The following is a 14050-nucleotide window of genomic DNA, read 5'->3' on the forward strand; positions in this document are numbered from 1 at the left end:
CTGGGGCGGCAGGCGATCGACCCGCCGGGCCAGGCCAAGCCGGACCTGTGGATCATCCAGCAGCTCGCGCAGCAGCTGGGGCTGGACTGGAACTACGGCCACGTGTCGGAAGTGTTCGACGAGATGCGGCACAGCATGCCGAGCATTGCCGGCATCACTTGGGACCGGATGGAGCGCGACAATGCGGTGACGTACCCGTGCATGAAGGAAGGCGACGCCGGCGAGCCGGTGGTGTTCGTCGAGGCGTTCCCGACCGAGAGCGGGCGGGCGCGGTTCGTGCCGGCCGACATCATCCCGGCAGCGGAGCGGCCGGACACCGAGTACCCGATGGTGCTGATCACGGGGCGGCAGCTGGAGCACTGGCATACCGGCAGCATGACGCGGCGGGCGGCGGTGCTGGACGCGCTGGAACCGGACCCGGTGGCGCTGGTGCACCCGCTGGACCTGGCGGGGCTGGGCGGCAAGCCGGGCGACGTGATCACGATTGCGTCGCGGCGGGGCGAGGTGGCGCTGTATGCGCGGGCCGACGAGGGCACGCCGCGGGGCGCGGTGTTCGTGCCGTTCTGCTACTACGAGGCGGCGATCAACCGGCTCACGAATGCGGCGCTGGACCCGTTCGCAAAGATCCCGGAGTTCAAGTACTGCGCGATCCAGGTCACGCTGGGTGGCGAGGTGGCCGAGCAGAGCAGCTATGGCGGCGGGCAGGCCATGCTGAACGCCAGTCACTAGCCCGGATTCGGCCCGACCGGCCCGGGCTAGGGCTGGGCCGAATCCGCCCTGGAAAAACCGTCGTCAGATGACGATGCAGGCGCAGCGCGACTGGCCCCTGCCTTTCGCCGCCATCCAGCTTCGCACTGCGCCCGGGGTATCGCCGTCGGACATGCCAACGTGGCAGAACAGGTCGATCAGGTCGCCTTTGGAAATAAACCCGCCATCGGTCAGTTTTTTATCGAAAGTACGCGCACCGGCAAGGTCTGGTCCCCTGCCTCCCAAGCTCAGCAAAAGACAGCTGGTGATAAGCAAACACAATGCCAATGCTGGTTGATGATGGTTCCACGGCCCGATATCGATGGAATCGGGGAGCATGCTGGACACATGCAAAGCAATAGTCATGGTCATCAGCTTTTCTTTTGGAAGCCGATATTTGACGCCGGAATAAAGGACGTTCAAAAGCGAAAAATAAGCGGGCCGAACGGCTAAGTAATTCGGTTTTGGCCCACGCGCGAGGGGATCCAGAATGTCAAACAGGTGACGGGATAACAGCGCCTGAAAAAATCCTTTCAGGATGCCGGAACGGCTGGCATGGTCGTCGGTCGCCAGCGACGGGAGAATGTCTATTCGATGCGCGATAGGCAGGCGCCTGAATGCATCGCCAAGTTGCGCCAGGCAAAGCGCGACGGCAGCGTCCTGTTCAAAACGATCGAGCGCTTCGGGCGAACCATGCTGCCGGTATTGTTCGATCAGATGCTGCCAGCGTCCTGCGATTACCATGCCGGCGATCACGCCCATCCATGCATTTCCGCTGGCGCCATCGCAAAAGCGTGTCAATTGCCTGTTCGCAGAAACGCCGTCGGCTAACTGCTGCCCACGCTGCGTGGCCATTCTTAAATGATTGCTCGCACGCGTGGCGCCGGGTGACAGGAGGGCAAACTGCAAAAGTCGCGCATTTCCTTCGCCTTCCTTTTGCTGGTCGACGAGGAACTGTTCCCAGCCTCGATGAGAAATCGCATCCGCACAGCTTCGAATAAAGGACGGAAATCGCTTCCACACTGCCTCGCCATCCGCCGTCGCTAGGTCGGCAAGTTCCTGACCAGCCCAAGCCCTGACAAAGGCGCGGTTCTGGTCCGTGCTGTGTTCAAGAACCTGGACCAGGCTGAGAAGATCAGGCCCCGGCAAGCGCGAAAAAATATTGGGCAGGACGTCGGCGGGAAGTGCGTGTAGCTGAAGTCCTGGATGAGCGGGAATCAGCTCGTTCCTGACTGAAATCGTATCGGCTGGAAAAAACATCATTGCCTTTATCGAGACTTGGTTTAACGACCAGTTCAATCCCCGCCTGGCTCATGCAACTAAAAGCTTGTGTATGCGAAGTTGGCCATTAGAAAGGACTGTCCTTGTGTTGGAGCCAGGCTCAGAGCAAGACGCACGGGGTTTTCTCTTGTTGCGCCACCTGGTTGCGGTATGCAAGGTGACCGCCATTCTTAAAATGGGCTTCCGGTGGAATCGTCGCGTTTGGAACGTCATTTTCCGCTTTGGGAGCCGACCTGAAGCACGGGCAGTAGGTAGGGTTCGTTTTTGCGTCCGCTTCCTTGATCACCGCGTGATGGGGCAAGGCCAGGACCTTCCCGGTCATAAACATACTGCTGGAATTGCTTCGACCTTCCGCCATGCGCGCCGATATTTTTCTGGCAGAAGATCCTTGCGCAGATGAACTCGATGTTTCTGGTGATGAATAAGCGCGTTGTTCTCCACGAGTATCCTTGCTTTGAGGTAATGCGCTGTCCATGGTGGAGCCTTTGCCAAAAGTGAGAATGAAGCTAGTGGCCATGCAGTCATTTCAGTTCGACCGCGGCGATTGCAAGAATTGATCGTTATCGATCGCCGAAGCGCGCTATTGAGCGGCGCAGCATGCAGATACGGCTTTTCTCAGCGTCTACCGATTGCAAGCGCCGATGCCTGGAACAGGTTCGCGGTGCGTTCCAGCCGATGTCTGGCTTTATTCTTTGAAATGGCTGCGCGACGAACTGCCGGTCCGAAGGCGAGCATGTCACTTCACTGGCAGACTGAAAACGTCGCAGGTCAGGGTGTTGTCCTGCCCAGGCAAACGATTCAACTGATCGCGCATTTGCCGGCTGCTCTGTTGTCGTCAAGCCACCTGCTGACGGCAATCTCCAAGGTCATTCCGCGGTCCATGCGCGCGTTCAGGGCTTTTACAAAATGGTCGAATTCTTTGCCTGTAATAAAGCGACGTAAAGCCAATGATTTGATGAAACAGGATTGAGCGTCCGGCGTTGCCCTGTTTCCGCAAATCTCGGCAGCCAGCAGGCGAAACACGAAATTGCATGTTCCGAGGGTGCTGTCCTTCCAGGACAGGCAGTCGGGAAAGTTCGACTGCCGTGTTGCATACATCGACACGAAACAGGCGCGTTCGCCGACTGAGGGAGTGAATGTATAAAAGTCGGCCAGGACCGTGTAATAGGCGTCGAGTTCCTTGACGGAATAATCGTCAGGGGCGAAAAGGAAATCCTTATCTTTTACCAGCTTGCCAATATGGGCAATCACCAGCTCTTCGAATGCCAGATGGATGTCGGGCGCATCCCAAGCCGCTGGTCGAATGTTTAAAAGAATCCTTACCTGCGTACTAGTCTCGCATTCCTTAAAGACGGCAGTTAATTTTGTCCATCCCCGCCTCTCGGCAAGCGAGCGGGTATTCGTCGTCGGATTTTTATTGCAACGCGCCACATCGAACATCTCCGTCGCGCCAGTTTGAAAGATAAACTTCCTGGCAGCAGCCCGGCGACGATCGAAGTTGCGGTCCGGTATCAAGTCACCGTAGCTGGTTCTAACAGGCGGCTTTTCATGCGGTTCCGGAAGGGCAGGTATCGTGGGGAGCACAATGTCGTCGGCGGCAAACGCAAAAAGCAGGACTTCGAACAACTGGCGGTCGATTCCCTGGGCTGCCGTTTTATTTAAAAGTGCAAGCCAATTTGCATTGGAAATCCCGGCGCAGCCGTTTCTGAAAAAGGCGGCGAGTCTCTCCAGGGAGTCCTGATACTCGTCCACATTGAAATTGTCGAAAAGGCTGATTGCCTTCGGCATGAGCAAGGTTGCGCTTGCCTGCCTGGCTTCCCTGTTGAGGCGACTGAAAGTCAATAGGTCGGATACCGGCAGCCTGGAGAAAATGTTTGGCAAGACGTCCGGCAGCATCGACGTCAGCGTTGGGGTTTGGGAAGAATGGACCGCGGCGGTTGGATATTGGACGGATTGTGAGCAGCGCACGGCATTTTCCTTGCATCAGGTGGGATCGGGCCTCGGTAACCGCTCGAATTGCCAGGTTGCGCCAGTGTCCGGAAGCTGATTGAAGAGTCTGATTGAACCCGGCGCCGGGCTGCATCCGCTACGCGGGCAGAACATCGGGCAGGGTGCATCCGACGCCAGCTGATCCCGATGATGTACCGGGACTGCCGGCAGGTGGACCACCCGGCGGTGCGGGCCGCCTTGGAGCGGCTCCTGGATTCCCACCAGTCGGATACGCGCGATCACCGTGGCCCCGTGCCCCGCCCGTTAGCTGATGACGCAACGAGATCCGACCAGGTTTTCGGTAATCCACAAGCTGACTGCGTCTTCCAGTCTCATTTCCCGATTGATGCAGTCTTTCATGGTTTCGCTGAAATCTTCGAATTCCAGGTGGCTCAGATAATCCGGTCTGACGTGGGACCAGATTGCATTCGACCATCGGGTACCGCCATTACTGTCGCGAGCGAGATTGGCAAGCGTTTCGTACGCCAACAGGCGAAGCACGAAATTGCAATGCTCCGGCGTGTCATTTTTCCAGTGCCCTGAAACAAGCCCGCCAGCTCGCTTGCCGCATATTTTCTGAAAATAGGTAATGTCGCTTCCCGGCGGAGCAACAGCGCAGGCGTCGGACAACAGCTTGAAATACGCAGCGCAAATGTCTGGCTCCTTCAAAACCCGTGCGCTTATTTCAAAAAAATTATTTGATTCCAACATATTGGCGAGATGGTTGGCGACAAGCCCGTCGAACGCGCGACGGTTGCCTTCCCTGTCCAGCGCCTGCGGTCGCACGGATAAAAGCAGTCTGAGCTGCGAGACAGGAAAAAGAGGCTGGTAAAGTTCGACCAGGTACTGCCACCCGCGGCTGTTTTTCAACTGGACAGGTTGGGCGTCGCCCGGGTTACGCCGCGCTTCCAGGCGCATGAGCTGTTTCATGCCGGCCGCGCAAACGCGCACGACACATCCCCATCCGTTGATGAGCGAAGAATATTTTTTTTGACTTGCAGCAGCAAGCGTATCCGGATGTTTTCTCAGCGCGGCATCCTCTGTCGCCAACGAGAGCAGCAAGGCCTGCAGCAGGAGGGGACTGATGCCGGCGTCGCCGGCACTTTGCAAATACTTCGTCCAGTCTTCTTCAGCAATATGCTGGGCGCCTGCAGAAAGCAGCGCACAGAGCGGCTCCACGAAATCGCCGGCCGGCGTCGGCGTGAGCCTCAGGAGCTCACGCCTGGTAACGTCGCCCAGCTGGGCTCTTACCATATGCTGCATTTGCCCGCTGACGCTAGCCAATGCGAACAGCTCGGATGTCGGCAGGCGGCTGAAGATACTGGGAAGCACGTCATTCGGCAGCATTGCCAGGCCAGGGGCATCGACAGCTGTTTCGGCTGCGTGAAAAAAAGCATTCGCTCGCGAAGCGGAGTTCATAAACGTTCTCGGACAGGGAAAGATGGCTGAGTAACGAACCAGGACAGTGGTTCGAGGCGCGCGGTTGGCTTCCCTTGCCTGTATCCCGCCGCCAACCTTCCTGCCGCCTGCCTGGCGCCCGATGCGGCGGATTTGCGGAAACCCTGCGCCGGGATTCGGAGTTCTCGGCCCGACGGCCGCGCCTTTCCTGCGAATCGTTTACACTCCCGCTTAATTTTCCAGGAGATCGAATGAGCATTACCGTTGAAGCTGTGAAGGCCGCGCTGGCCGCCGTCATCGATCCCAACACCGGCCGCGACCTCGTCAGCGGCAAGTCCGCCAAGAACATCCAGGTCGACGGCAATGACGTCGCCTTCGATGTCGAGCTGGGCTACCCGGCGAAAAGCCAGATCGACCCGATCCGCCGCGCCGCCATCGCCGCCGTGCGCGCGGTCCCCGGCGCCGGCAATGTCAGCGCCAATGTCCACAGCAAGATCGTTGCCCATACCGCGCAGCGCGGCGTGAAGCTGCTGGCGAACGTGAAGAACATCATCGCGGTGGCGTCCGGCAAGGGTGGCGTTGGCAAATCGACCACCGCGGTCAACCTGGCGCTGGCGCTGGCCGCCGAGGGCGCGCAGGTCGGCATCCTCGACGCCGACATCTATGGCCCGTCGCAGCCGATGATGATGGGTATCAACGGCCGCCCGGAATCCACCGACGGCAAGACCATGGAGCCGATGGAAAACCACGGCCTGCAGGTGTCGTCGATCGGTTTCATGATCGACCCGGACGAGCCGATGGTATGGCGCGGCCCCATCGTCACCCAGGCGCTGCAGCAGTTGCTGGAGCAGACCAACTGGCGCGACCTCGACTACCTGATCGTCGACATGCCGCCTGGCACCGGCGACATCCAGCTGACGCTGTCGCAGAAGGTGCCCGTCACCGGCGCCGTCATCGTGACCACGCCGCAGGACATCGCGCTGCTCGACGCCCGCAAGGGCCTGAAGATGTTCGAGAAGGTCGGCATCCCGATCCTGGGCATCGTCGAGAACATGAGCACCCATATCTGCAGCAACTGCGGCCATGCCGAGCCGATTTTCGGCGAAGGCGGCGGGCAGAAGATGTGCGCGGAATATGGCGTCGATTTCCTAGGCGCGCTGCCGCTGACGATGGCGATCCGGGAGCAGACCGACAGCGGCATGCCGACCGTCGTCGCCGACCCGGACGGCAAGGTGGCGGCAATCTACCGCGACATCGCGCGCAAGGTGGCCGTCAAGGTCGCGGAAAAGGCGCGCGACATGTCCGGCAAGTTCCCCAACATCGTCATACGCAACGACTGATCAGATGCACACAGAAGCATTGCGCGTGGGCGTGGTGATGCAGCGGCGGCGGCTCGACAACCGCTGGCAGTCGCACCAGTGGCGTCCGCTGGAAATCGTCGCCGACATCGGCCTGCCGCCGGGCCTGCACTGCCTGCGCGACGACGACGCCGACAGCCGCTGGCTGCATACCGGCTTCGAAGTCGCGCTGTACAGCGACGAGGGCGAGGGCTATCACCTGAATGTCAATGCGCCGGTCCCGTGCTGGTTCATCATGTGGCGCATGGACGAGCGGGACGGCGCCGAATTCGCGCTGCCGAAGTCGGTCACGCTTTCCTATAATGAAGCGGCGCGGCTGATGGATGGCGGCGAGCAGGTCGATACGCTGCCATTGTCCGACGACATGATAGAAAGGGTGGCTGCATTCGCCGCCGAGCACTACCGGCCCGAACCCAAGCGCAAGCGGCGCAAGCCGTCGTTCGAGGGCGGCGCTGCAGTGCAGCAGATGGCGCGCGAGGAAAAAGGCACGCAATGAGCGCAGGCGATTTCTTTAGCCGTTGGTCCAGGCGCAGTGCCCAGGGCGAGCCGGAGGCTGTGCCGACGGACGCGCAAGGCCCTGCCCAGCTCGCCGAACCGGCGCCCGAACTGCCGCCGCCGACGCTCGACGACGTTGCGGCGCTGGGCCACGACGCCGACTTCAGGCGTTTCGTGAAGCCGGGCGTGGACGAGGCGGTGCGGCGCTCGGCAATGAAGAAGCTGTTCACCGATCCCCATTTCAACGTGATGGACGGGCTGGACATTTATATCGGCGACTACAACACCTTCGAGCCGATTCCGCCTGCGATGCTGGCGATGCTGACGCACGCGAAGCAGCTGCTCGACCCGCTGGGCCACCTGCAGCAGCCCGCGATGCGGATGCTGGACCGGATCGAGCAGCTTGCGCCAGCCGCACCGGCGGACGCAGCGGCTGCAAGCGTCGACGACGCAGCGCGCGTCGATGCGGAGGCGGGCGCGCCAACACTGGCCGACAGCCACACAGGCGACGACCCGGCCATCGACGCCAGGCCCGCCGATACACCGATAGACACACCGACAGATACAGATACCCCGGCCGACGACGCCGTCGCCACTTCCAGAGATCCCGCAACACCCGAAGATGACCACACAATTTAAAGTCTGTAACTGCAACCGGACCATGCCGCTGGACGCCCGTTCGGGCGAAGCGCTGGGCGCTGCCCTCGGCACGCAAGCGCTTCCCATCGCCTCCGAGCTGTGCCGCCGCGAAGTCGGCGGCTATCTGGGCGCCATCGACGGCGTCGACGATGTCGTCGTCGCCTGCACCCAGGAACAATCGCTGTTTTCCGAACTGGCCGCCGAGCGCAACTCGGTGGCGCCGCTGCGCTTCGTCAATATCCGCGAAACCGGCGGCTGGGGCAGCGACGCGAAGTCAGCGCTGCCCAAGATGGCCGCGCTGCTGGCCGCGGCCGCTTTGCCGCAGCCGGAGCCGGTGCCCACCGTCAGCTACGAGTCGGGCGGCCACGTGCTGGTCGTCGGCCCGGCCGCGCGCGCGCTGCCGTGGGCGCGGCGGCTGGCCGACCAGCTCGACGTCAGCCTGCTGCTGACCTCGGGCAGCGACCAGCAGATGCTGGAAGAGCGGACCTTCCCGACCTTTTCGGGCAGCCAGATCGAAGTGGACGGCTGGCTGGGCGCCTTCAACGTGCGCTGGCGCCAGGCCAACCCGATCGACCTGGAAGTTTGCACGCGCTGCAACGCCTGCGTCGATGTCTGCCCGGAAGGCGCGATCGACCTGACCTACCAGATCGACATGAGCAAGTGCACGTCGCACCGCGACTGCGTCAAGGCCTGCGGCGCGATCGGCGCCATCAGCTTCGTGCGCGACGATGATGCCCGCGACGGCCGCTTCGACCTCGTTTTCGACCTTTCCGACGCGCCGGTGCTGCGCATGCACCAGCCGCCGCAAGGCTATTTCGCGCCCGGCGCAAGCGAGATGGCGCAGGCCGAGGCGGCGCTGGCGCTGGCGCAGATGGTCGGCGAATTCGAGAAGCCGAAGTTCTTTGCCTACAAGGAAAAGCTGTGCGCCCACGGCCGCAACGGCAAGGTCGGCTGCACCGCCTGCATCGACGTCTGCTCGGCGGAGGCGGTCAGCCACAACGGCAACCTGATCAAGGTCAATCCGCAGCTGTGCGTCGGCTGCGGCGCCTGCACCACCGTGTGCCCGTCCGGCGCGCTGACCTATGCCTACCCGCGGGCGCCTGACAATGCGAAGCGTTTCAAGACGCTGCTGTCGACCTATTTCCAGGCCGGCGGCAAGGCGCCGGCGCTGCTGCTGCACGGCCACGAACGCGGCGCCGAGATGGTCAGCCAGCTCGGTCGGATGGCCCGCGCCGGCGGCCGGCTGCGCGGCATGCCGGCGCGCGTGATCCCGGTCGGCATCCATCATGCGGCGTCCACCGGGCTGGACCTGTGGCTTGCCGCGATTGCCTACGGCGCGACGAACATCGCCATCCTCATCACCGACCAGGAAGCGCCGCAGTACGTGACCGCGCTGGAGGAGCAGATGGCGGTGGCCCAGTCCATCGTCAGCGGGCTCGGCTACCGCGGCGCGCATTTCTCGCTGCTGCGCGCAAGCACGGCGACCGGCCTCGACGCCGGCCTGGCCGCGCTGGCGCCTGCCGAAGCGCCTGCGCGGCGCGCCGGCTTCAACGGCGCAGCCGAAAAGCGCGGGACCCTGGACCTGGCGCTCGACCACCTGCTGAAGGAAGCGCCGCAGCGTCCGGAGCAGATCGCGCTGCCGGCCGGCGCGCTGTATGGCGCCGTCAACGTGAACAAGGCCGCCTGCACGCTGTGCATGTCCTGCGTCGGCGCCTGCCCGGAGTCGGCGCTGATGGACAACGCGAACGCGCCGCAATTGCGTTTCGTCGAAAAGAATTGCGTGCAATGCGGTTTGTGCGAGAAGACTTGCCCGGAAAATGCGATCACGCTGACGCCGCGGCTGCTGCTGACCGAGGAAGCGCGGCTGCCGGTGGTGCTGAACGAAGCGCAGCCTTTCCACTGCGTGCGCTGCAATGCGCCGTTCGGCACGCTGCAGATGATCGAAAACATGGTCTCCAAGCTGTCGCAGCATGGCGCTTTCGCCGGCAACATCAACCGCATCAAGATGTGCGCCGACTGCCGCGTGGTGGACATGATGGAAAACAAGCGGGAAGCGACCATCACCAACCTGACGCGGCCCCAATAGAAGAATGCAACACGAGCACACACGGCAATGACGACAACCCAGACGCTGAAATTCGAAACACCCGACCAGGGCGAGGAAACCGCGCGCGCCGACCTGTACGGCCTGCTGGCGACGCTGTACAGCGCGCCGCCGTCGCAGGACCTGATCGTCACCATCGCCTCCGCCCGCAGCGAGGGCGACGGCGTGCTGCAGCATGCGTGGGCGGAACTGGTCTCCGCCTGCCGCACCGCGCAGGCGGAGGAGGTGCGCGACGAGTATGAAACCCTGTTCATCGGCGTCGGCAAGCCCGAGGTGATGCTGTACGGTTCGTACTACCTGTCGGGCTTCCTGATGGAGAAACCGCTGGCGGCGCTGCGCACGGACCTTGCAAACCTCGGCCTGGAACGCGACGAATCGGTGCCCGAAACCGAGGACCATATTGCAATGCTGTGCGAAGTGATGCGTTATTTAATTGCGTCCAATGATATTGGACAGGATAGCCTTGCGGGCCAGCAGGCATTTTTCGCAAACCACATGCAACCGTGGCTGATCCGGTTGTGCGACGCAATAGACGCGCATCCGTCGGCCCGCTTCTACCGCGCCGTGACGGGGCTTGCGCGCAGCTTCTTCGAGGTGGAGATACAGGCCTTCGACATGGCATGACGCAGGGGCGCAGATCGCGCCGTAACCGGGTGCGAAATCGTTAAGGGTTTCTACTTATGGACGAGGTTGCGCCTTTGCATTTATTGGGTTTCTCCCTACAATGGTGCTAGTTAATAAGCACTATGGCGAAATACCAAAACGAGAACGTCGCCGCTGCTGGCGGACAGCCGCTACAGCAGCAAATTCCTCTCATTCACCGGGACTTACCATGGCAGAACAAACAAAGATCGCACGCAGAAGTTTCTTTGCGGGCGTAGGGCTGGTCGCCGCAGCGGGTGTCGCAGTCAAGCTGGCGCCGTCGGCGGCCGTCGAGGCGCTGTCCGAGCAGCCTGCAGAACCCGAAGGCAAGAGCTACCGCCTGAGCGAACATGTCAAGAAGTACTACCGCACTACCACTATTTGAATTCGAGGTGACTCCATGCTGTTGACCCGCAAAGGCCAGTCCGGCCAGCGTTCGTCCACACGATTTTCGTCCAGCCTGGCCGACACGCTTTCGCGTGCGCTGCCGACGATGGACAGGCGCAAGTTCCTGAAACGCTCCGGCATCGGCGTGGGCGCCGGCATCGCCGCCGCCCAGCTCGGCCTGATCCGCAAGTCGAACGCGGCCGACGGCGCCAAGCCCGGCGCGGCCGGCGGCAAGATCGAGGTGCGGCGCACCGTCTGCTCGCACTGCTCGGTCGGCTGCGCGGTCGATGCGGTCGTCGAGAACGGCGTCTGGGTGCGCCAGGAGCCGGTGTTCGATTCGCCGATCAACCTCGGCGCGCATTGCGCGAAGGGCGCGGCGCTGCGCGAGCATGGCCACGGGGAGTACCGGCTCAAGTATCCGATGAAGCTGGTCAACGGCAAGTACCAGCGCATCAGCTGGGACGCCGCCTACAACGAGATTTCGGCCAAGCTGCTGGAAACCCGCAAGACCAGCGGCCCGGATTCGGTGTTCTGGGTCGGCTCGTCCAAGCACAACAACGAGCAGGCGCAGCTGCTGCGCAAGTTCGTCTCCTTTTTCGGATCGAACAACTGCGACCACCAGGCCCGCATCTGCCACTCGACCACGGTCGCCGGCGTTGCCAATACCTGGGGCTACGGCGCGATGACCAACAGCTACAACGACATGCAGAATTCGAAGGCGGTGATGTATATCGGCTCGAATGCGGCGGAAGCCCACCCGGTGTCGATGCTGCACATGCTGCATGCGAAGGAAAACGGCTGCAAGGTGATCGTCGTCGATCCGCGCTACACCCGCACCGCGGCGAAGTCGGACCAGTACGTGCGCATCCGTTCCGGCACCGACATTCCGTACATCTACGGCATGCTGTACCACATCTTCAAGAACGGCTGGGAAGACAAGAAGTACATCAGTGACCGCGTCTACGGCATGGAAGCGGTCAAAGAGGAAGTGATGAAATGGACGCCGGACCTGGTCGAGGAGGCCTGCGGCGTGCCGGAAGCCGAGGTCTTCAAGGCGGCCCAGACGATGGCGCTGAACAAGCCGTCGACGGTGGTCTGGTGCATGGGCCAGACCCAGCACACGATCGGCAACGCGATCGTCCGCGCATCGTGCATCCTCCAGCTCGCGCTGGGCAACGTCGGCATTTCCGGCGGCGGCACCAACATCTTCCGCGGCCATGACAATGTGCAGGGCGCGACCGACGTCGGCCCCAATCCCGATTCGCTGCCCGGCTACTACGGCCTTGCAACCGGCGCCTGGAAGCACTGGTGCACGGTCTGGGGCGTCGATTACGAATGGGTGAAGAAGCAGTTCGCGTCGCAGGCGATGATGGAGAAGTCCGGCACGACGGTGTCGCGCTGGGTCGACGCGGTGCTCGAAAAGAACGAGATGATCGACCAGGACAGCAATGTCAAGGCGATGGTGTTCTGGGGCCATGCGCCGAACTCGCAGACCCGCGGCCTGGAAATGAAGAAGGCCTTCGACAAGCTCGACCTGCTGGTGGTGATTGACCCGTATCCGTCGGCAACCGCGGCAATGGCGGCGATGAAGGTCGACGGCCAGGAGCTCAACCCGAACCGCGCGGTCTACCTGCTGCCGGCCGCGACGCAGTTCGAGACCTCCGGTTCGGTGACTGCCTCGAACCGCTCGCTGCAGTGGCGCGAGAAGGTCATCGAGCCGCTGTTCGAGTCCCGCACCGACCACATGATCATGTACCAGTTCGCCGAGAAGCTCGGCTTTGCCAAGGAACTGGTCGCGCGCCTGCGGATGGTGCCGGGCAAGGGCGGCATGATGGAGCCGGAGCCGGAATCGATCCTGGAAGAAATCAACCGCGGCACCTGGGCCATCGGCTACAGCGGCCAGTCGCCGACGCGGCTCAAGGCGCACATGCGCAACATGCACCTGTTCGACGTGAAGACGCTGCGCGCCAAGGGCGGCAAGGACGCGGCGACCGGCTATGACATCACCGGCGACTACTTCGGCCTGCCGTGGCCGTGCTTCGGCACGCCGGAGCTGAAGCACCCGGGCTCGCCCAACCTGTATGACACGACGCGCCACGTGATGGACGGCGGCGGCTGCTTCCGCGCCAACTTCGGCGTCGAGCGCGACGGCGTGAGCCTGCTGGCCGAGGACGGTTCCCACTCGGTCGGTTCCGACATCACTACCGGCTATCCGGAATTCGACCATATCCTGCTGAAGAAGCTGGGCTGGTGGGACGACCTGACCGACGCCGAAAAGAAGGCGGCGGAAGGAAAGAACTGGAAGACCGACCTGTCCGGCGGCATACAGCGGGTGGCGATGAAGGTGCACGGCGTGCATCCGTTCGGCAACGCCAAGGCGCGCGCGGTGGTCTGGAACTTCCCGGACCCGGTGCCCAAGCACCGCGAGCCGCTGTACGGCACCCGGCCCGACATGGTCGCCAAGTACCCGACCCATGACGACAAGAAGGCGTTCTGGCGCATGCCGACGCTGTACAAGTCGGTGCAGGACAAGAACGTCGAGCAGAAGCTGTACGAGAAATTCCCCATCATCCTGACCTCGGGCAGGCTGGTCGAGTATGAGGGCGGCGGCGAGGAAACCCGTTCCAACCCGTGGCTGGCCGAGCTGCAGCAGGAAAACTTCGTCGAGATGAACCCGAAGGCGGCGGCGGACCGCGGCATACGCGACGGCGAGTACGTGATCGTTTCCACGCCGACCGGCGCGCGCATCAAGGTCAAGGCCATGGTGACGCCGCGGGTCGGGCCGGACACCGCGTTCATTCCCTTCCATTTCTCGGGCTGGTGGCAGGGCCGCGACATGAAGGAGTACTATCCGGAAGGCGCGGCGCCCATCGTGCGCGGCGAGGCGGTCAACACCGCCACGACCTACGGCTACGACTCGGTGACGATGATGCAGGAAACCAAGACCACGATCTGCAACATCGAGAAGATCGTCGCCTGACGCAGTAGCGAAGCGCGAGAAAAAGAGGAC

General features: G+C 62.4%; 12 protein-coding genes. 8 read left to right on the forward strand and 4 right to left on the reverse strand.

Annotation, left to right across the window (positions count from 1 at the left end; genetic code table 11):
* Positions 1-729: molybdopterin oxidoreductase family protein (locus tag QOL82_RS03260; RefSeq protein ID WP_283440812.1), on the forward strand; the 729-nt coding region annotated here is incomplete at its 5' end.
* Positions 730-792: 63 nt separating this feature from the next.
* Here the strand turns inward: QOL82_RS03260 and QOL82_RS03265 are convergent.
* From QOL82_RS03265 to QOL82_RS03280, 4 genes are all read right to left on the reverse strand, one after another.
* Entirely contained in the window at positions 793-2010 is a 1218-nt protein-coding gene (locus tag QOL82_RS03265) for an F-box protein (RefSeq protein ID WP_283440813.1), read from the reverse strand.
* A 118-nt stretch (positions 2011-2128) separates the two neighbouring features.
* Positions 2129-2545 carry a hypothetical protein gene (locus tag QOL82_RS03270; protein WP_283440814.1) on the reverse strand — a complete coding sequence of 139 codons (417 nt, stop codon included), beginning with the start codon at positions 2543-2545 and terminating at the stop codon, positions 2129-2131.
* Between the two features lie 281 nt (positions 2546-2826).
* A complete protein-coding gene (locus QOL82_RS03275; RefSeq protein WP_283440815.1) occupies positions 2827-3996 on the reverse strand; it encodes an F-box protein in 1170 nt (389 codons plus the stop codon).
* Between the two features lie 285 nt (positions 3997-4281).
* Positions 4282-5436, reverse strand: coding sequence for an F-box protein (locus QOL82_RS03280; RefSeq protein WP_283440816.1), 1155 nt, complete (start codon positions 5434-5436; stop codon positions 4282-4284).
* A 230-nt stretch (positions 5437-5666) separates the two neighbouring features.
* Here QOL82_RS03280 and apbC point away from each other — a divergent pair, with 230 nt between their 5' ends.
* The 7 genes from apbC (at position 5667) to QOL82_RS03315 (ending at position 14020) form a co-directional block, all read left to right on the forward strand.
* A complete protein-coding gene (gene apbC / locus QOL82_RS03285) occupies positions 5667-6755 on the forward strand; it encodes an iron-sulfur cluster carrier protein ApbC (RefSeq protein ID WP_283440817.1) in 1089 nt (362 codons plus the stop codon).
* A gap of 4 nt (positions 6756-6759) precedes the next feature.
* Positions 6760-7269 (forward strand): DUF3305 domain-containing protein, encoded by a 510-nt coding sequence (locus tag QOL82_RS03290; RefSeq protein WP_283440818.1) that lies wholly within the window; start codon positions 6760-6762, stop codon positions 7267-7269.
* Positions 7266-7907: a DUF3306 domain-containing protein gene (locus QOL82_RS03295; protein WP_283440819.1), complete on the forward strand. Its 642-nt coding sequence runs from the start codon at positions 7266-7268 to the stop codon at positions 7905-7907. Before QOL82_RS03290 ends, QOL82_RS03295 begins: the two co-directional genes overlap by 4 nt.
* Positions 7891-9993, forward strand: coding sequence for a 4Fe-4S binding protein (locus tag QOL82_RS03300; RefSeq protein ID WP_283440820.1), 2103 nt, complete (start codon positions 7891-7893; stop codon positions 9991-9993). Before QOL82_RS03295 ends, QOL82_RS03300 begins: the two co-directional genes overlap by 17 nt.
* Positions 9994-10020: 27 nt before the next feature.
* Positions 10021-10635 carry a TorD/DmsD family molecular chaperone gene (locus QOL82_RS03305; protein WP_283440821.1) on the forward strand — a complete coding sequence of 205 codons (615 nt, stop codon included), beginning with the start codon at positions 10021-10023 and terminating at the stop codon, positions 10633-10635.
* Positions 10636-10843: 208 nt separating this feature from the next.
* Positions 10844-11038 (forward strand): hypothetical protein, encoded by a 195-nt coding sequence (locus tag QOL82_RS03310; RefSeq protein ID WP_283440822.1) that lies wholly within the window; start codon positions 10844-10846, stop codon positions 11036-11038.
* 15 nt (positions 11039-11053) lie between these two features.
* The gene (locus tag QOL82_RS03315; protein WP_283440823.1) at positions 11054-14020 is read left to right on the forward strand and encodes a formate dehydrogenase subunit alpha; all 2967 of its coding nucleotides are present in this window, start codon (positions 11054-11056) and stop codon (positions 14018-14020) included.
* Positions 14021-14050: the final 30 nt, after the last annotated feature.

The sequence above is a fragment of the Noviherbaspirillum suwonense genome, assembly GCF_900182955.1.
GTDB classification, from domain to species: domain Bacteria; phylum Pseudomonadota; class Gammaproteobacteria; order Burkholderiales; family Burkholderiaceae_D; genus Noviherbaspirillum_A; species Noviherbaspirillum_A suwonense.

Coding starts and splice junctions, on each gene's coding strand:
- QOL82_RS03310 (WP_283440822.1), top strand. CDS start 10,844: ATGGCAGAACAAACAAAGATCGCACGCAGAAGTTTCTTTGCGGGCGTA.
- QOL82_RS03300 (WP_283440820.1), top strand. CDS start 7,891: ATGACCACACAATTTAAAGTCTGTAACTGCAACCGGACCATGCCGCTG.
- QOL82_RS03270 (WP_283440814.1), bottom strand. CDS start 2,545: ATGGCCACTAGCTTCATTCTCACTTTTGGCAAAGGCTCCACCATGGAC.
- QOL82_RS03315 (WP_283440823.1), top strand. CDS start 11,054: ATGCTGTTGACCCGCAAAGGCCAGTCCGGCCAGCGTTCGTCCACACGA.
- QOL82_RS03295 (WP_283440819.1), top strand. CDS start 7,266: ATGAGCGCAGGCGATTTCTTTAGCCGTTGGTCCAGGCGCAGTGCCCAG.
- QOL82_RS03265 (WP_283440813.1), bottom strand. CDS start 2,010: ATGATGTTTTTTCCAGCCGATACGATTTCAGTCAGGAACGAGCTGATT.
- QOL82_RS03280 (WP_283440816.1), bottom strand. CDS start 5,436: ATGAACTCCGCTTCGCGAGCGAATGCTTTTTTTCACGCAGCCGAAACA.
- QOL82_RS03290 (WP_283440818.1), top strand. CDS start 6,760: ATGCACACAGAAGCATTGCGCGTGGGCGTGGTGATGCAGCGGCGGCGG.
- apbC (WP_283440817.1), top strand. CDS start 5,667: ATGAGCATTACCGTTGAAGCTGTGAAGGCCGCGCTGGCCGCCGTCATC.
- QOL82_RS03305 (WP_283440821.1), top strand. CDS start 10,021: ATGACGACAACCCAGACGCTGAAATTCGAAACACCCGACCAGGGCGAG.